Origin of the sequence: Anabaena sp. AL93, from assembly GCF_001672085.1 — a bacterium.
GTDB classification, from domain to species: Bacteria; Cyanobacteriota; Cyanobacteriia; order Cyanobacteriales; family Nostocaceae; genus Dolichospermum; species Dolichospermum heterosporum.
In genome coordinates, this window is sequence record NZ_LJOU01000051.1 from 24,740 (window position 1) to 41,197 (window position 16,458).

Genomic DNA, 16,458 nt, shown 5'->3' on the forward strand with positions numbered 1-16,458 from the left:
ATACCGAAGCGGGAAATTTTAGCTAACCCCCAAAGTAATTAGAACTATAGAAGTTAAAAGTAATATTGCTACTGCGCCTTGAAAAGCATACTTATTTTGTTGTGCCTTACTAGGAAATTCTGCGTGGTAAAGTTTTGGTTCTTTGGCGTAGTTGTTAAGAATGCCTTTTTCATCCGTTGTGGTATACATAATTTTTTTCTTTGGTTTGTTACTTTATGTAAACTAATATAACAAGATTGTTACAAAGTGTCAATAGAACTTGACAAAAAAATAATAGATGCTACTGATAAGACCCACTTACAGCAAATTGTCATCAAACCCGGAAGAAGAACCCCACCCCCAACCCCCTCTCCGCAAGCGATGAGGGGGCTAAGATGTACCTTATATGATTGGAAATCGCTGTATCTGGAATCAGAGAAGATATCCTTATTTAGCGGGTCAAGCTTTTCATATAGGTCAAAATTTTTATCAATTAACCTAAGCAAATTTTTATTAAAGTTAATCCGATTCGCTCCCTGATTGCTGATAATTTAGTGAAAGGAATCCCTTGGTGGTCTGATTTTTGGGAAAAATTGGTAATAGAGGATTTACAAGGATATTTATTTAACCAGTTGTTTTTCAATCGAGAAGGATTCATCATAATGGCAGAGAATAGTGAAGAAGATAAGCAGCATCTTATTTTTATTAAGGTATTTCAGCAAGCAATGAAAGGAACCTTTGCTAAAATGTATGCCAAAGTAGAGGCAGGAAAAGACCCTCCAATTAAGAAGAAGGTTGAACGATTAAGGGCAGAACTAAATTATTGTTATGATGACTTGTCATTTAAGGAATATTTGTCTGATTTTTTAGTAAGAGGGGGATTAAATAAGTATTTTAATCAGCATCAAGAAGAAATTTCACTACTCATTAAAAAAACACCTTGGCAAGAATTAATAATTTGGTCATTGTTAGCGATCGCTAGTTATAAACCCAAGGATAAACCCACCATTATTGATGATAGTTCATTACTAAACAATCAACAACTAGAAGAAATGTATCCTTTCTGTCCCGATAGTTTGGTATTTCAACGGACAACTCATTTTGCTTCATATATTTCCTATTGTTTTGAATATTGCGATCCTCAAAGTAAGGCAGCAAAATTTACACAAGAGTTTATAGATGAAGTGGAATGCGGACAGATTGACCCCAGTACATTATGGATTGGGGGAGCAATTGTTAAGGATTTACAGCAATTGGATAATTTTGATAATTCCCCTTTTAAGAAGGCGCATATTTATCGTAATCGAAATGAACTGATTGAAGCCTTGAAAACAGTCATTAAAAGAGACTTGGGGTTAGAAAAATCAAAATGATTGCGCCATTAATTCTCTATTTGGATGTTCCATTTGCGACTTTTAGGGAATCCCATGCAAGGGAAATGGGAAAAACCTATCCTGTGCCTCCTCCAGCAACAGTGTATGGGATGTTGTTATCTTTGGTAGGGGAAACGGATGTCTATCGCCACTGTGGGGTAGAATTGGCGATCGCTATGTTATCTAGTCCCAAAAAGTCACAAATTTTGCGTCAAATGAGAGGGTTTAAGAATACTGATTTTAGCCATCCAGAGAATGTTATTCCCTGTTATCAAGAAATTTCGTCTAATCTCAAGTGTTTAATTTGGGTTCGTTCTGATGAGGAGAAGATACAACCAAGTTTAAGGGAGAGGATACAGTTAGCGTTTGACCATCCTGACAGAGTAAAACGGTTTGGTTGTTTATTTTTGGGAGAAAGTGACCAGTTGATTAAAACGCTCAAAATTGTTTCGGAAGATTATCTAAAAGGGGTGAGACAATAGATAATTAGGGATAATAGAGGTAGGTTAACCTTACCCTATTGGGTTGATCATATGGGGTCAAGAAATACCCGATTTTTGAGGTATCGGATTGAGGAATTACCAAGTTTACCACCTCCTGATTTGGCGTGGACGATGATTCAATCTCCAAGTTGAAACCTCAGTTATTAGTGATTCGTGGCTTGATGCTGTTAGGCGTTGCTCAAATATCGAGATAAAATTACTGACTGCGATCGCATAAATTCTTGCTGTAGTATAACTTTTCCATGCCTAGTCCCTTGCTATGTCCTAAGTAGGTGAACAGAAAAATTTAAAGGTATATAACGGTATGTAAAGTTGTCTCAATGCGAGATTCTGATTGAGTTTCAGCCATTTTACAAAACGCAATACCCCTCATTTTTATGGCTCTTCGGTACTTGTTATGCTAAATTATTTTTTTAAATCCCAAGATCCCTGTTATATAAGGATTTTACATTAATTTATTGGTTATTTTGACAAATTTGGTATCAAAAACAATAAAATCCTTTATTTATATGGGTTGTGGGGTAAATAAACTCATATTTGGCATAACAGGTACGGAAGAACCACTTAAATTAGAGCAAATAGACAAGCTAAAAGTTTGGCTAGATGACTTTAGACCCTTTGACACAACAATGATCGCGGAACTCAAAAAGCTGTATGATGTCCGCTTTACTTATAACTCTAATGCCATTGAAGGGAATACTTTAACTCAAAGTGAAACCGAGTTAGTGTTAACTAAAGGAATTACAATTGGGGGCAAGACTCTCGATGAACATTTAGAGGTGATTGGACATAAAGAGGCGATTGACTATATTGAGAGTTTCGCCCAAAAAGATACAGAAATTAATGAATGGGAAATTAAACAAATTCACAATCTAATTCAGCTTTTTGGTTTGGTTTGTGATTCTGCTATCAGTTCGTTGGTGGAAACTTTAAGGTTATTGGTGACTGCTAGGAGTAGCAGGGAAAAGGGGCAGGTTTTTTATCAGGAAATTACTGATTTTATTGATAATATAGGAATCCGGTTTGATTCCTGATAGCGAAGCGTGGCGTTAGCCATATTTACTTGTGTGGTCAGGGAACAGGGAACAGGGAACAGGGAACAGGGAACAGGATAAAATAAAAGTATTAGCCATTACCAATTATAAAGAAAATGATTGCCGCTAAAGACAACAACCCCCACCTAACCCCCGAAGAATACTTTGCATGGGAAGAACAGCAACTAGAAAAACATGAATATATCAACGGTCAAGTTTACGCCATGAGCGGCGGTAGCATCAATCATGGTCGTATCGCCATCCGCTTTACTGCCACGTTTGACAGCCACCTAGAAAATACAGGCTGTATCACTGGAAATTCTGATATCAAAGTTAAGATTGTTGGCACTAATAACTACACCTACCCAGATGTTAGCGTCACCTGCGACGAACGGGACAAAACCAGCACCCAATATATTACCTACCCCTGCTTAATTGTTGAAGTTCTTTCCAAAAGTACCGAAGCCTATGACAGAGGTGGTAAATTTAGAATGTATCAAAATAACTCAGCTTTAATAGATTATCTGCTAGTCAGTTCCACCAGTATGGAAATTGACCTTTATCACAAAAATGATGCAGGAGACTGGTTAATTATCAACTACAAACCAGGTGACACCATCCAACTTAAAAGCATTAATCTTAACTTTCCCCTTGAACAAATCTATCGCGGTTTAAATCTTGAACCAGAGAATGGGGAATAATAAAAGCATTACCTAACTAATTACCTATTATCTATTAAGGAATGTGGATTAAATAACTTACAATTCTAAATGTTGTTGTGGTTTAGCATTAGCAACAGTGTTAACACTGTCGAAAATAACACCTTTACAAGCCCGACTTAGATGTGGAAACAGCCGATGCTCAATCGGATTGTACTTAGAAGTAATATCAAGTCTGGAAAATTGAACGATTTTTGATGCTAAGTAATTGGACAAAAATATTTACAGTCATTGAGAGCGAAGGGAAGCAATGACAACCCTTGCGATTGCTTCATTTCACTTCGTTCCATATGGCTAACGCCACGCAACGCTTACGCAATGACATTGTGGAATTAATTCTGTCTCACTACTTATGATCACACTTTCCTTGCACCTCATTTATCTTTCATACAGATAAAACTCTTCATGCGTCTGGGTTGTAGGTTTATTCAGCAAGCCCTACCTATTAGCTTCAAAAACTAAACCCATAACTCTGCCGGATTGTGTTGGAAGCATAAGCTTGCCGTCGCGGTAAAATTATGGGTAAGGTCACAAACTCCTATACAAGAGTAGATTTTTTAAAATGGGCAGTACCAGACTCGAACTGATGACATCCTGCTTGTAAGGCAGGCGCTCTACCAACTGAGCTAACCGCCCGTTTCTTTCACTCAATTAATATAGCATAGCTTTTCTAAATTTTGCAAGTCTTTTGAGAAAAATTTTTTTGCTCGATGGAAAAGGCTGATGGGAATGGAATTGAGCTATACTGACTCAGGATTTCACTGTTAATTTTATATTTTTAATTTTCCTAAGATGCCCTCTGGTCAAACGCACGATCGCATTACTATTTGGTCTATGCCTGTGGTGGCGGGTGTAACGCTGGGTTCCACTCACAGCAGTAATATGACTTTGTTGGTGGCGGGTGGGTTTATGTTTGGGGGGCTAATGTTTGGTCCTGATTTAGATATTTACTCCCGTCAATTCCAGCGTTGGGGTTTTCTGCGGTGGATTTGGCTACCTTATCAAAAAAGTCTGCGCCATCGGTCTTTTTTATCTCACGGTCCGATTATTGGTACAACATTAAGAGTGGTGTATCTGACGACTTTTTTGGCGTTGGTGGCGATTGTGGTTGTGATGATTTTCGCCAAGTTGGGAAATGTGGCTTGGAACTGGGGGGAACTGTGGGGGACTGTGGGGAAGACCATCTATATGTATTATGGAGAATTTTTTGCCCTCTTTGTCGGCTGTGAACTCGGTGCAATGAGCCATTCTTGCAGTGATTGGACTGTTTCTGGTTATAAGCGCTTTCAAAAACAGGGTATTCAAGGTTTACTCCCTCGTGGCAAAATTAAGAAACGTAAAGTTAGCTCCAGTCGTCGCAGTGTCAAAAAGCGGTAAAAAGATGGAAATTAATCAGACTTTAGAGGCGTTACAAGAGTTAATAAATGTGGTGGCGAAATTGCGATCGCCTTATGGTTGTCCTTGGGATTTAGCACAAACCCCATCAAGTCTAACTCCCTATGTGATTGAAGAAGCCTATGAGGTGGTAGACGCAATTCAAACCGGAGATAAAAAGGCTATTGCTGAAGAATTAGGTGATTTATTATTACAGGTAGTATTACAGGCGCAAATTGCCAGTGAAGCGGGTGATTTTTCTCTCCAACAAGTAGCTGAGGGCATTTCTCAAAAGTTAATCCGTCGTCATCCTCATGTATTTGGTGATGTGACTGTAGCAAGTATGGAAGAGGTACACAAAAATTGGGAAACCATCAAAGCTGCGGAAAAAGGCGAAACTATAGAAACCCAAAAACTCAGTGATCAATTGAATCGTTATCGCCGTAGTCTTCCGCCATTAAATGCAGCTATGAAGATATCTGAAAAGGCGGCTAAGGTTGGTTTTGAGTGGAACAATGTAGATGAAGTTTGGGGTAAATTTCATGAAGAGTTAGGGGAATTTCAACAGGCTTTAGCTGAAGAAACCAAAGAAAGACAAGAATCCGAATTAGGTGATTTACTATTTGCCATTATTCAAGTTGCCAGATGGCACAAACTTGATCCTAGTGCGGGTTTACAAGGGACAAGTCAGCGATTTATTCAACGATTGCAAAAAATGGAGGATGTGATTGAACGTCCGTTGACAGATTATAGTTTAGAAGAATTAGATGCCCTGTGGCAACAGGCTAAAGCCCAACTTGGTCACTAGGTGCTAAATAGCAATTGGTGATGTATTTGCGTGAGATAAATTAATATTTAGAACACATCTGAAAATAAATAATTGAGGGTATTTCACCGCTGGGGAGGTTTCTCAACACATTCAGGCGATCGCCTATAGTAATCAAAGCACATTTTAGAGATCAGGGAGAGTTTTATGCGTAAAAATTTTGCAGAACTTTTTCGTCAAGAAGTCCGTAAACGTAAGCAGCAAAAGAAAAAACAAATAGTCCTAATAATCGGAGTTAGTTTACTAACTCTGTTCTTAATTATATGGTTTATCTACTTATGGTTGCAAGGAAAAATAATCCTCAGAACAGCCCATTTAACTACTAGCATGATTCCGAACTTAATAACAACCGTCATATTAATTTTGGCAGTTGTCATTATTTTTCGTACCATTAAACATCCGTCATTCAGAAAGTATTGTCAGTCATTACAACTTGAGAAGTTTAGTTACTGGAAAAATCTAAAACATAAAAAGTTAACGGGTATTTCAGTATTAATAGTTTTGATTCACTATACTAATCCCTATGGATGGGGTAATTTAGTCAGTTATCTAATACACAGACCCAAACCTCCTCAAGTAAAGACAGCCTTGCTCCAGAAGAATTATACAACAATTCATCCACTTATTGCTAATATGCCATCTAGTGCGGAAAAAAACATCCAATCAGTGGCTAAGTATATTGTTGAAAATGAGCCAGATTCCTATTTAAGAATTAAAGCTGTACATGACTTTGTGATTAATTGGCTTACTTATGATGAAGAAGCTTGGAATAAAGGCATAAGACATCCCCAAGACCCACAAACAGTTTTTGACACTCGCAAAGCAGTTTGCGAAGGATATGCACGTCTTTTCGAGGCATTAGCAAGACAAATTGATGCCAATGTTGTTTACATTGAAGGAAGAGTTCGTCTAGATCTGATCCAAGATTCAATTCCTTTTTGGAAAAAACTTATTGAGTCTAAAGATAGTTTGACAGGTCACGCTTGGAATGCAGTTGAGATTGAAGGGAATTGGCAATTTGTTGATACAACCTGGGATGATGATGTTACTTCATATAGATCAGATTATCTGATGCGGTCCCCCAAATTAATGATCGAAAGCCATTTTCCTGATCAAATAAATTTGCCGCTTTTACATTTTTTAAATTGGCAGCTTTTACCTTTTTCTGAACAGAAAAATAGAGATAGCTTTGAAAAACAGGCTCTCGACCGTCCTATAAAATTTACCCACAATTACCAAACTCCAGACAGATATGGACACCGATAACTTTAGTGTTTATTTCCTGTTTTATCCCAATATCAAGTTAACACTTGAGAAAACAAATTTCTCAAACTCCCTAATGAGAAAACCTCAGCCATTGATGTTTTTTATTTATGGTTACTAACTCAAAATCTGAAGTGTAGCTTCATCAAATACTAACCCTCGACGGGCAAAATATTTATGAATGTTAATTTGCACAAATAAATCTTTTAGTTCTTCGGCAATTTCAGTTGGCGGATTTCCTGATAAAGCAATTGCAATTAAATGTTCTGCACTGTGAATTTCTCCACAGTCAATTGCTAAGGTTGCGGCACTACGACACAATATCGAGCGGGTTGGTTCTGCCGCAAAATTATCTGCTATTATTTCTGCTGCTAGTCTTTCTTTTTCAAAAGCTTGTCGGGATAATTGAGAAGCTAAATCTAAATTACTTCTAAGTTTAGCAACTTGTGCCATTTCGGCTAAATCCATAGCTTGTTGATGTAACTCTTGAATCTGACTCATTTTTTGACTATGAACGCTAAAGGGTTACTGAATTCAACCTTGGCGTGCAAGACTTGTACTGAGCTTACCGAAGTATGCCCGCACCACAAGATTTTTATCATTAATATCTGTAACTTATAATATCGGAAACTGCTGTAAAGCGATCGCTAAATCAATTCATAACGATTCTATCCAGTTGCAGCGACGCTGAAAACAATTACCAGTAGTATGGCCATTGCACTTACTTTTCTATGTTTTGTGACCCCCGGCCAAATTGCTTACGGACAGGGGTAACAGTGAGAATCTAACTAAGCATGACGTTGACTGACTAAAACCTGATGAGAATATTCAAAATCATCATTAGTAATTCTGATATCAGCCGGATTTGTCTGTCCTTGCCCTCGGAAACGGCGAATAGCTTCCACAGCAGCTTGATTGCACAGCAATACTAAATCAGCGCCATTCCAGCCTTCTGTGACTTCAGACCAATAGGTTAAATTTACATCTAACAATGGTCGTCCCTGAGTATACACTTGCAAAATATCTAAACGACTAGCTAAATCAGGTAAATCTACCTTAAGTTGTAAATCCAACCTTCCTGCCCGTAATAAAGCAGAATCAAGAGCATCAGGACGGTTTGTAGCCCCAATGACCAGAATACTTGCACCAGCCTCTACACCATCCAACTCAGTAAGTAATTGCCCCACTACCCGGTTACTCACACCAGAATCACCGCTGTAAGTTCCCCGTGCTGGAGCTAAGGTATCAATTTCATCAATGAATATGACACAGGGTTCTGCTTGTCGCGCCTTAGCAAATAATTCCCGTACCGCTTGCTCACTAGCACCTACCCAACGGGTAAGCAACTCTGGTCCATTGACACCAATAAAATTAGCCCTGGCCTGGGAAGCCACAGCCTTTGCTAATAGAGTTTTGCCAGTTCCCGGTGGTCCCCATAGCAAAATCCCCTTGGGAGCTACGGCTTTGGTTTGGAGGTAAAGTTCTGGATAAAGCAACGCCCCTTCTACTGATTCTCGCAAGGTTTGTTTAATCGTTTCTAAACCACCAATATCGTCCCACGCCACTTGAGGAACTTCAACTTCAACGCTGCGAAGTACAGCCGGCTTGATTTCCTTTAGCCCTTGTAAAAAATCAGTTTGATTAACCGTCATGTTTTCTGGAGCTTCCACTTCTATGGAAGGAACTTGACGACGGAGGGCGGTATAAGCGGCTTTTTGACAAACGGCCTTCAAATCAGCCCCCACAAATCCCACCGCCCGCTCGGCGATAAAATCCAGGTCAACCGTATTATCCAAGGGCATGGGGCGGGTGAGAATTTGCAGAATTTCTTTGCGGCCGTTGATGTCAGGAATGCGAAACTGCACTTCTCGGTCAAATCTTCCCGGTCGTCGCAGGGCTGGGTCAAGGTGGTCAGGGCGGTTTGTAGCCGCGAGAACAATCACCCCTGGGCTATGGGAAAAACCATCCATCAAGCCTAATAATTGGGCAACCAGACGCTTTTCAACTTCCCCTTCTACGGCACTACGGTCTGGGGCGAGGCTATCAATTTCATCAATAAAAATAATACAGGGAGCATTTTTGGCGGCTTTTTCAAAGATACCGCGCAGTCTTTGTTCCGCTTCACCGTAATATTTACTGATGACTTCTGGACCAACAATGGCAATGTAGTTAACGCCCAGTTCTTCAGCTAAAGCCCGGGCGGTGAGGGTTTTGCCCGTTCCTGGCGGACCAACTAATAATACGCCATGGGTGGGTTCTAGTCCTAATTTAGCCAGTAGGTCAGGGCGTTTTAAAGGAATAGCAATCAGTTCCTTGAGTTCTTTAAGAATTTCGCTCAGTCCACCGATATCTTTAAGAGCAATACCTGAAGTAGGATCGGGAGGAACAACTGGATCTGAGGGACCTGCACCAGAAGCTGGGGGGGATTGAGTGTTCATCCGACTTGTACCCACATCATTACCCATACTGCCCATATTACCCCCCATATTACTGGTACGAGGGATATTTCCTGTTCTGGGAATACTGCTTAGGGGTCGGGAGCTAAACTGGACATTGGTCTTGATTTCTCCGTTTTCTGCTTTTTCTTCCAGAGCTTTTACCAGTTCCACTAACTGCTCAAATCCCTTGAATAAATCACTCATCAGATTCCTCCAAAAATTGACTCTAAAAAAACCATTGTTTCTTGCAATACCTTGTCCATTTTTTGTAGGTCGGGTTAAGCGACAGCGCAACCCGACGCTCATGTTGGTTTATGGCTGATGCCTCCGGCGAGCGCAGGGATACGCCACACTTCGTGAACGTACCTCAACCCAACCTACAAATCAAGACTTTTTTCGATTTGGACAAGGTATTGTTCTTGGCTACATTATCCACTTAAAATAAAAGATTGGCGGCACCTTGAATTCTGGCCATGGGTTCGACAGATCTGGGTAACTTAGGTAAGCGAATAATTGTTTGCTGTGAAAATAAGCTGCTCTCAATCTCTACATCTTGAGTGTAGCGATTTTGTACCACATAACGCTGTTGAATTCCTATGGTTTTTAGAGATTCTGTTAAGCGAATATGTTCAGCTATAATTGCCGCTTCTCCCTGAATTACACCCACAAATTGGGTATGCTTTGGGTTTTTTAATTTCTTCTGAGCTTTAACCACTTGTTGGCGCAGATTTCGCAACCGCCCAATGAAATCAACTCGACCTAAGACATTCTGATATTTCATCCATAACTTAAATATCCAAGATAACCAATCTCCTAATGCAGTTGGCATTTCCAAAAATTGCAGAAGATGACCTGTGGGTGCTGTATCTAGAATAATCAAATCTTGCTGGTTGCTGTCTAATAAATCCATGATGGTGATTAGAGATAGCATCTCATCAATACCTGGTAAAGCTTGAGACATAATCTGCCGCCAAGCCTCTGGAAGATAAGCAATATTTATGGTTGTTTCCGTCTCTGTTCCTTCACCACTAATCATATCCGCCAATTCCCAAAGATAATCGGCACGAAATTGATCTAATATTTTCTCAGCATTAATTTCCTGTCCACTTAAATTGGGAGCTAATAATTTTGGTTCATGGCCTAATTTTTCACCAAAAGCATCTCCCAAGGAATGAGCAGGATCTATGGAAATTACGCGAATGTTTTTATCAGGATAACGATTAGCAAAAGCCCAGGCCATGGCTGCTGACACTGTGGTTTTACCAACTCCTCCTTTGCCACCGACAACAATCAATTGACAGCCTTCCGCTACAAAATCAGTAAAGCTAGGTAGAATTTTAGTCGGCCATTGAATTGGTGGTGGAGAAGCGAGTTCCACTTGATCAATATTTTGAATTTGTCCTGCTAGATTATCTAATGCTAACCCACCTAAAGGTGGGAATTGCTGTTGTGGTACTATGAAAACGGGTTTTTTTGGGGAAATTTTTAGGAATTTATTGATGAAATTTTGCTGTTCTGCATAGCGGTCTAGCTCTGTATCTGAATTTGCCAAAATTCGATTGATTATTATTCCCGCATAGGGAACATCTAGGTTTTTTAAACTTTCTATGAATCGCTCGGTTTCGGCAAAACACATAGGTTCGGAAATGGCGACAACTATACAACCTGTAAATTGATTATCCTGTAGCAGTCGTCTCCCTTCTGCTAATTGAAATTTTAGATCAGCCAAAAAGTCATCAACTTCATCAAGAGTATAGTTTTTTCTGGTCAAAGTTTCTGTGATCACCTGATGCTTTTTTTGGAATAACTCTAATGAATTTAAAATCACATCTAAGAAATCTTTCAATCGCAATAGGTTTAAGGTATGACCAGAAGGAGCCATATCAACTACTATGCGATCTACTTTTTTTTCAGACAGTAGACGTTGGATTTCTAGTAACCCCATTAATTCATTTAAACCAGGCCAGTTCAAATCCCAAACTGGGGCTAAATCTTGTCCGTCTGCTAGACTTCCCCGCTCAACCAGTAGTTCTAAAAATTCGCTATATTTGGCCTTAAATTCTAAGAGCAGTTTTTCAGCATCTAAAGCCTGAACACTCAAATTAGGCAAATCTGTTAATGGTGAAGCATAATCTTTCACTTCTACCAGTAATACATCTCCTAAAGAATGTGCCGGATCTGTAGAAAGTAACAAAATTGTTTCTTCTGGGAACTGTTTTGCCCAATAACGAGCAAAACTGCAAGAAGTGGTAGTTTTGCCAACTCCACCTTTGCCGCTAAACATGACCAAATTAAGTGAGTCGTACTGGTTCATAATAAAGTTAAAAAATTAACGAAAAGACTAAGTAAGTAGGTCGGCGGAAAAGTTTATAACTATGTAAGGAAAAGTTAAGAAGGAGTATGTTTGTTGAATTTAATACGTTTTGTACTTATCTTGCTCACGAGTTAAAAATACCCTTAAACGAGCGCCCATATTTTAATCACCTCAGTAGATTTATTTTCCGTATTTACTTATCTTTACATAGTTTGGTTTCTTTGCGCCGACTTACTTAATAAATAATCATTAAATAAAGTGGTAAGGAGGAAGACAATCTCCTAAAAGTAGATCCCACCTTGGACAAGCTTTCTGCCAGGTTAAAAACTGTTCTAAAAGTAAGGTCTTATCTTGACAACTAACTAAGAGGTAAATCTGTATTTGTTCCTCTTGTTCTTGAACAACAACGGGTAATTGATTAACTTTGGTGATTAAATCAATAAGATTTTGTTTTTCTGCTGCTTGAGCAATACTAAAGTTATTTTGGTTTTGATAGCGTTGCTTTTTAGCTAAGAAATAATCCTTACCTCCCCCTTCAGATGGTACTATTTCTTCTATCATTCGTGGGATCAATTTTAAAGTAAATTCGTTTTTACCATTGATCTTTTCTAGCTTATTCTGATATTCTTTTTCATGGGATTTTAAATGGTTTAGCAGATTATTTGTAGAAGTAAAATAAGTTCCAAACCGCAAGGGTAAAACTGTAATCTGTTGAAAAAGGTCACAAATTACTCGATCATGATGTAAAGCCATTTGGATAATTTTTTCATCATTATTTTCGAATGATTCTAAAAATATCCCCGGTTCGACAATAGCCGCAAGTTCAGTACCATTAATTAGCACTACTTGATTAGCAGCACCCTGTGGCAAAATCAAGGGAGAGCTAGGTATTTCCAAAAAAGCATAAGTGTAGAGATTTTCTAATTCCATATATTTCACCTAGATAAAAATATTTGCTGTTACGAAGTACCTAAAGTTCATATTCATTGAAATAAGGGATAAATTTTTTTCCAGATAATTTGGGGATTTACAATTACAAAAACTTGGTTATAATGATAAAAAATATTCAGGTATTTTTCATGAAAACAGTTAGTAATCGCAGTATTAGCAGAGCTAAAATTAGCACAATGCCTCGGCCTAAGTCTGATGCATCAAGTCAATTGGATCTTTATAAAATGGTGACGGAGAAACAACGTATTCAGCGAGATATGTATTCTATTAAAGAACGAATGGGTTTACTTCAACAACGCTTATATATCCTCAATCAACAGATAGAAGCGACAGAAAAAACGATTCATAAATTGCGTCAACCTCACTCAAATACTGCTCAAAATATAGTGCGTTCAAATATTTTTGTTGAGTCGAATAATTACCAAACTTTCGAGGTTGAATATTAAGATCTTAAATCTTGATAAATTTGGCAAAATATGAACACATTTTCCACATTTGACCCGCGAAAGCGGGTTCTTTATGATCAACTTAAACTTCATCTAAACATTGTACTAGTACAGAACGGCGTAAATAAACCAACCATTCTTAATCGCTAAAAAGTAGCCGAGACAGGCTTTTTAGGTATTTTTAATGGACGTTCGACTGCTCTCACACCTAAATCTCAGTCGAGCCGTTGGTTGACTAACGCTATTCTGTACTAGTTATATAACCATCCTATTTGAATTTTACTCAATATACTTAGATTGTAACACCGATCAGGAAAGGCTTGGACTTTCTCAATTTTTCAACAATCAAATAGGATTCCTATAGGATAATTCCCAATTACCGTTTTCTAAGGGTTTTGAAGATAAAAAGAGGTGGCTTACTTGCGCCCATCAATCCTAAGGTAACAAGACGAGATGTTGATCTTTATTAACTTCTGCTGTGAATTGAGGTGGATATTCAAAGTCTTCCTGTTCAGCTTCTAATTCTAAGCGTGCTTCCTCTTGTTCAGCTTCTAGTTCCAAGCGTGCTTCCTCTTCTAAGGCTTGAATTTTTAAAAGAATCTCTTCTTCTTGAATCTCGAATTCTTCCTCACCAATTTCGCCAATATCAAAGGAAAGTTGCAAGCTTAATAATTGTTTATGCAAATTTTCTTGGGCATCAAATTCAGTGTTAGTCCGCTCTTGGATTTGCTCTGCAATCCAGACAACTCCATTCAGAGGACCCATAATGGGCAGTAGTAACAGTTTCGTCAGCATCGTAATAACTCCTATGAATCAAGCTGGGCAAATGTGTAGGGAGCAGTAAAATTGTTGTAGCGAATACGTAAGCGATCGCCAAATTTCTGATCAATCACTTCAACACGTTCGCTAAATTCAGATTCACTTTCCCAAGGAATCAAAAAGGCTGCATTGTAAATCATTTCTTCCGTCATAGGGTCACTGACTACAATCTCCTGAGCGAAAGGATTTAGCTCCTGAGAGAAAACTTCAATTACAGCTTGTTTGCGGGCTAGAAGATTAACTTCAATTAATTGTCCAATTTGGATGACTTCCTCCATACTCAACTTTTTGCCTTCCATGTTGTCGCGCTGCTGCTTCAAATCCTAAATTTATGATTGATAAATTGGGATTACATTGGTTTTGATGTCAAAACTAAACGTAATTTAGCGTGAATAAGATCGATTTGAGCGATACCTAAATCTATCTCACCATCTACAACAATTCCAGTATTTAAAAGTCGATCTAATAGCTCTAATACAGAAGGACGACTACTGGGTTGACCTGGATAATAAGAACCGGAAGATGGTAAAAGAGTCCCAATCTCTCCCAAATTTATATTCAAATCTGCCGGGTCAACCTCAAACATCTCACACAAATGTAAGATTTGTTCTTCTAACTTTTGCAGACTGTCTGCTGCCCGTTCTAAGTCAGGTTCACTCAGTAAATCCTCTTCCATGCGCCGAATTACTTGAGCTTCCATCAACTGACGCACCAATTCCAATACAGTCAAAAGTAAAGGAGCTAAACCCGCTTCATTCTTGGGTTTAGAAGCAATGGTCAGTGAATTATTGAAGTTTTCAGCGGGAGTGCAAACCATTTTTATGATGCAACCTAAAGTTTTAAATGTCTTTGATGCAATTTGACTATTAAAGTTTCAAGAGTTTCAGATAGTTCAAGCCTGGATAGTTTAGGTTAGACATCAATCGCTGGATCTACGGATGATGAACTTTCTTCACTGGTTTGAGCTTGAAAATCGAGAATTTCCACGGTTGAACCCAAAGGTGATGAACTTTCTTCACTGGTTTGAGCCTGAAAATCGAGAATTTCCACGGTCGAACCTACAGGTGATGAACTTTCTTCACTGGTTTGAGCCTGGAAATCGAGAATTTCCATTGATGTATTTAAATATGGTGGAGTTCCCCCACTGGATTGAGCCTGAAAATCTAGAACTTCAATTGGTGTATCTACAGGTGATGGAATTTTTGCACTGGTTTGATACAAATCATCTTTAACATCTGCTGCTAAGGGGATTTCCTCTTTCACACTAGAAGATGTCAGTGAATTTAGCTTTGCCTCTAGACTCTCTAGACGATGCTGAAGTTGTTGATTTTCTTCAACCAAACGTTGAGCCTTAGTGCTGAGATAAGGATCGCTTTCCCACCAATTGATGCCCATTTCCTTGGCTTTATCCACAGAGGAAATTAACAAGCGAATCCGAATATGTACAAGTTCGGTGGATGCGATAGATATAGAAATATCGCCAGCAATCACAATACCCTTATCTAAAACCCTTTCGAGAATGTCCGCTAAAGTCGAACCTTGGGTAGATGTGTTAATAGTTCGACTTGAGTTAGTCTGAGGACGTGTTGGCAGCATTGGGGTAGAAGTCACAAATAATTCAACTCTTGAATGGTATAGGACTCATATCTATCTGACTTTACAGACTAAAAATTCCTGCTCTAAAGAAAATAAAGCATTGATTATTAGTTGGCAAAAATTAACTTTTTTTTGCATTTGCGCTAGTGGTCTGTCAGGCTAAAAATTGTGATTTTGAGGGAAAATAGAGAGCCTATAAACTATAAACCTCATCAACAAATAGAAATTTGACAGACCAATAGTCTTGGATTTTTGGAAATAATTTTTAACCCTTAGGCTTTGCCCAGGTTTAAAGCCGAGCAGAGTTGAGGCTTTAACTTTTTCGATAGGTTGCTTCTCAACATTTATTGAGTTACACCTATTTCCTTAATATTATATCAAATATTCGGCAGAAAAACTGACCAAGAAAGTGTTCATTCCGCAGCTCAATCGCTGGATCTACAGGTGATGAACTTTCTGCACTGGTTTGAGCCTGGAAATCGAGAATTTCCACGGTTGAACCCACAGGTGATGAACTTTCTGCACTGGTTTGAGCCTGGAAATCGAGAATTTCCACGGTTGAACCTACAGGTGATGAACTTTCTGCACTGGTTTGAGCCTGAAAATCGAGAATTTCCACGGTTGAACCTACAGGTGATGAACTTTCTGCACTGGTTTGAGCCCGGAAATCGAGAATTTCCACGGTTGAACCTACAGGTGATGAACTTTCTGCACTGGTTTGAGCCTGGAAATCGAGAATTTCCACGGTTGAACCTACAGGTGATGAACTTTCTGCACTGGTTTGAGCCTGGAAATCGAGAATTTCCACGGTTGAACCTACAGG

The 16,458-nt window shown here is 38.8% G+C and carries 18 protein-coding genes, 1 tRNA gene and 1 pseudogene; 8 read left to right on the top strand and 12 right to left on the bottom strand.

The window, feature by feature from the left end; all coding sequences use genetic code 11:
- Positions 1-18: 18 nt before the first annotated feature.
- Complete coding sequence (locus AN486_RS14450; RefSeq protein WP_053538602.1) at positions 19-189, bottom strand: ssl1498 family light-harvesting-like protein; 171 nt, start codon at positions 187-189, stop codon at positions 19-21.
- 344 nt (positions 190-533) lie between these two features.
- Here AN486_RS14450 and cas8a1 point away from each other — a divergent pair, with 344 nt between their 5' ends.
- The 4 genes from cas8a1 (at position 534) to AN486_RS14470 (ending at position 3,590) form a co-directional block, all read left to right on the top strand.
- On the top strand, positions 534-1,352 hold the full coding sequence (gene cas8a1 / locus AN486_RS14455) for a CRISPR-associated protein Cas8a1/Csx13 (protein ID WP_053538601.1): 819 nt from the start codon (positions 534-536) through the stop codon (positions 1,350-1,352).
- Positions 1,349-1,834, top strand: a complete 486-nt coding sequence (cas5, locus tag AN486_RS14460) for a CRISPR-associated protein Cas5 (protein WP_290601225.1) — start codon at positions 1,349-1,351, stop codon at positions 1,832-1,834. The genes cas8a1 and cas5 overlap by 4 nt, the downstream gene beginning before the upstream one ends.
- A 488-nt stretch (positions 1,835-2,322) precedes the next feature.
- A complete protein-coding gene (locus tag AN486_RS14465) occupies positions 2,323-2,889 on the top strand; it encodes a hypothetical protein (RefSeq protein ID WP_234413344.1) in 567 nt (188 codons plus the stop codon).
- A 116-nt stretch (positions 2,890-3,005) separates the two neighbouring features.
- Positions 3,006-3,590, top strand: a complete 585-nt coding sequence (locus tag AN486_RS14470) for a Uma2 family endonuclease (protein ID WP_290601227.1) — start codon at positions 3,006-3,008, stop codon at positions 3,588-3,590.
- A gap of 57 nt (positions 3,591-3,647) precedes the next feature.
- On the opposite strand, the gene AN486_RS14475 is transcribed toward AN486_RS14470, so the two are convergent.
- The gene (locus AN486_RS14475) at positions 3,648-3,824 is read right to left on the bottom strand and encodes a hypothetical protein (RefSeq protein ID WP_199308373.1); all 177 of its coding nucleotides are present in this window, start codon (positions 3,822-3,824) and stop codon (positions 3,648-3,650) included.
- Between the two features lie 347 nt (positions 3,825-4,171).
- Positions 4,172-4,244, bottom strand: a tRNA-Val gene (locus AN486_RS14480).
- Between the two features lie 156 nt (positions 4,245-4,400).
- Between AN486_RS14480 and AN486_RS14485 the strand changes: the two genes are divergently transcribed.
- The 3 genes from AN486_RS14485 (at position 4,401) to AN486_RS14495 (ending at position 7,074) form a co-directional block, all read left to right on the top strand.
- Complete coding sequence (locus AN486_RS14485; protein WP_290601230.1) at positions 4,401-4,985, top strand: metal-binding protein; 585 nt, start codon at positions 4,401-4,403, stop codon at positions 4,983-4,985.
- A gap of 4 nt (positions 4,986-4,989) precedes the next feature.
- Positions 4,990-5,790, top strand: coding sequence for a nucleoside triphosphate pyrophosphohydrolase (mazG, locus tag AN486_RS14490; protein ID WP_290601231.1), 801 nt, complete (start codon positions 4,990-4,992; stop codon positions 5,788-5,790).
- A gap of 165 nt (positions 5,791-5,955) precedes the next feature.
- Positions 5,956-7,074, top strand: coding sequence for a transglutaminase domain-containing protein (locus tag AN486_RS14495; RefSeq protein WP_290601233.1), 1,119 nt, complete (start codon positions 5,956-5,958; stop codon positions 7,072-7,074).
- Positions 7,075-7,188: 114 nt separating this feature from the next.
- Here AN486_RS14495 and AN486_RS14500 read toward each other — a convergent pair whose 3' ends face one another.
- The 4 genes from AN486_RS14500 to AN486_RS14515 form a co-directional block, all read right to left on the bottom strand.
- Entirely contained in the window at positions 7,189-7,572 is a 384-nt protein-coding gene (locus AN486_RS14500; protein ID WP_168467311.1) for a hypothetical protein, read from the bottom strand.
- 287 nt (positions 7,573-7,859) lie between these two features.
- Entirely contained in the window at positions 7,860-9,713 is a 1,854-nt protein-coding gene (locus tag AN486_RS14505) for an AAA family ATPase (protein WP_290601236.1), read from the bottom strand.
- A gap of 232 nt (positions 9,714-9,945) precedes the next feature.
- Positions 9,946-11,823: an ArsA family ATPase gene (locus tag AN486_RS14510; RefSeq protein ID WP_290601238.1), complete on the bottom strand. Its 1,878-nt coding sequence runs from the start codon at positions 11,821-11,823 to the stop codon at positions 9,946-9,948.
- A gap of 249 nt (positions 11,824-12,072) precedes the next feature.
- The gene (locus AN486_RS14515) at positions 12,073-12,753 is read right to left on the bottom strand and encodes a GvpL/GvpF family gas vesicle protein (protein WP_271822646.1); all 681 of its coding nucleotides are present in this window, start codon (positions 12,751-12,753) and stop codon (positions 12,073-12,075) included.
- A 197-nt stretch (positions 12,754-12,950) separates the two neighbouring features.
- Between AN486_RS14515 and AN486_RS14520 the strand changes: the two genes are divergently transcribed.
- On the top strand, positions 12,951-13,220 hold the full coding sequence (locus AN486_RS14520) for a gas vesicle protein (RefSeq protein WP_367142439.1): 270 nt from the start codon (positions 12,951-12,953) through the stop codon (positions 13,218-13,220).
- Positions 13,221-13,655: 435 nt separating this feature from the next.
- Here AN486_RS14520 and AN486_RS14525 read toward each other — a convergent pair whose 3' ends face one another.
- The 5 genes and pseudogenes from AN486_RS14525 to AN486_RS14545 all read right to left on the bottom strand — a co-directional run.
- The gene (locus AN486_RS14525) at positions 13,656-14,015 is read right to left on the bottom strand and encodes a gas vesicle protein GvpG (RefSeq protein ID WP_039203147.1); all 360 of its coding nucleotides are present in this window, start codon (positions 14,013-14,015) and stop codon (positions 13,656-13,658) included.
- A gap of 11 nt (positions 14,016-14,026) precedes the next feature.
- Positions 14,027-14,362, bottom strand: a pseudogene (locus tag AN486_RS14530) (GvpL/GvpF family gas vesicle protein); the annotation flags it as partial.
- Positions 14,363-14,388: 26 nt separating this feature from the next.
- Positions 14,389-14,856, bottom strand: a complete 468-nt coding sequence (locus tag AN486_RS14535) for a gas vesicle protein K (RefSeq protein WP_039203149.1) — start codon at positions 14,854-14,856, stop codon at positions 14,389-14,391.
- Between the two features lie 95 nt (positions 14,857-14,951).
- Positions 14,952-15,650, bottom strand: a complete 699-nt coding sequence (gene gvpJ, locus AN486_RS14540; RefSeq protein ID WP_234413342.1) for a gas vesicle protein — start codon at positions 15,648-15,650, stop codon at positions 14,952-14,954.
- 343 nt (positions 15,651-15,993) lie between these two features.
- On the bottom strand, positions 15,994-16,458 hold a 465-nt coding region (locus AN486_RS14545; RefSeq protein WP_290601247.1), incomplete at its 5' end, for a hypothetical protein.

Coding starts and splice junctions, on each gene's coding strand:
- mazG (WP_290601231.1), top strand. CDS start 4,990: ATGGAAATTAATCAGACTTTAGAGGCGTTACAAGAGTTAATAAATGTG.
- AN486_RS14450 (WP_053538602.1), bottom strand. CDS start 189: ATGTATACCACAACGGATGAAAAAGGCATTCTTAACAACTACGCCAAA.
- cas5 (WP_290601225.1), top strand. CDS start 1,349: ATGATTGCGCCATTAATTCTCTATTTGGATGTTCCATTTGCGACTTTT.
- AN486_RS14470 (WP_290601227.1), top strand. CDS start 3,006: ATGATTGCCGCTAAAGACAACAACCCCCACCTAACCCCCGAAGAATAC.
- AN486_RS14520 (WP_367142439.1), top strand. CDS start 12,951: ATGCCTCGGCCTAAGTCTGATGCATCAAGTCAATTGGATCTTTATAAA.
- AN486_RS14535 (WP_039203149.1), bottom strand. CDS start 14,856: ATGGTTTGCACTCCCGCTGAAAACTTCAATAATTCACTGACCATTGCT.
- AN486_RS14525 (WP_039203147.1), bottom strand. CDS start 14,015: ATGCTGACGAAACTGTTACTACTGCCCATTATGGGTCCTCTGAATGGA.
- AN486_RS14505 (WP_290601236.1), bottom strand. CDS start 9,713: ATGAGTGATTTATTCAAGGGATTTGAGCAGTTAGTGGAACTGGTAAAA.
- AN486_RS14510 (WP_290601238.1), bottom strand. CDS start 11,823: ATGAACCAGTACGACTCACTTAATTTGGTCATGTTTAGCGGCAAAGGT.
- AN486_RS14495 (WP_290601233.1), top strand. CDS start 5,956: ATGCGTAAAAATTTTGCAGAACTTTTTCGTCAAGAAGTCCGTAAACGT.
- AN486_RS14515 (WP_271822646.1), bottom strand. CDS start 12,753: ATGGAATTAGAAAATCTCTACACTTATGCTTTTTTGGAAATACCTAGC.
- AN486_RS14485 (WP_290601230.1), top strand. CDS start 4,401: ATGCCCTCTGGTCAAACGCACGATCGCATTACTATTTGGTCTATGCCT.
- AN486_RS14500 (WP_168467311.1), bottom strand. CDS start 7,572: ATGAGTCAGATTCAAGAGTTACATCAACAAGCTATGGATTTAGCCGAA.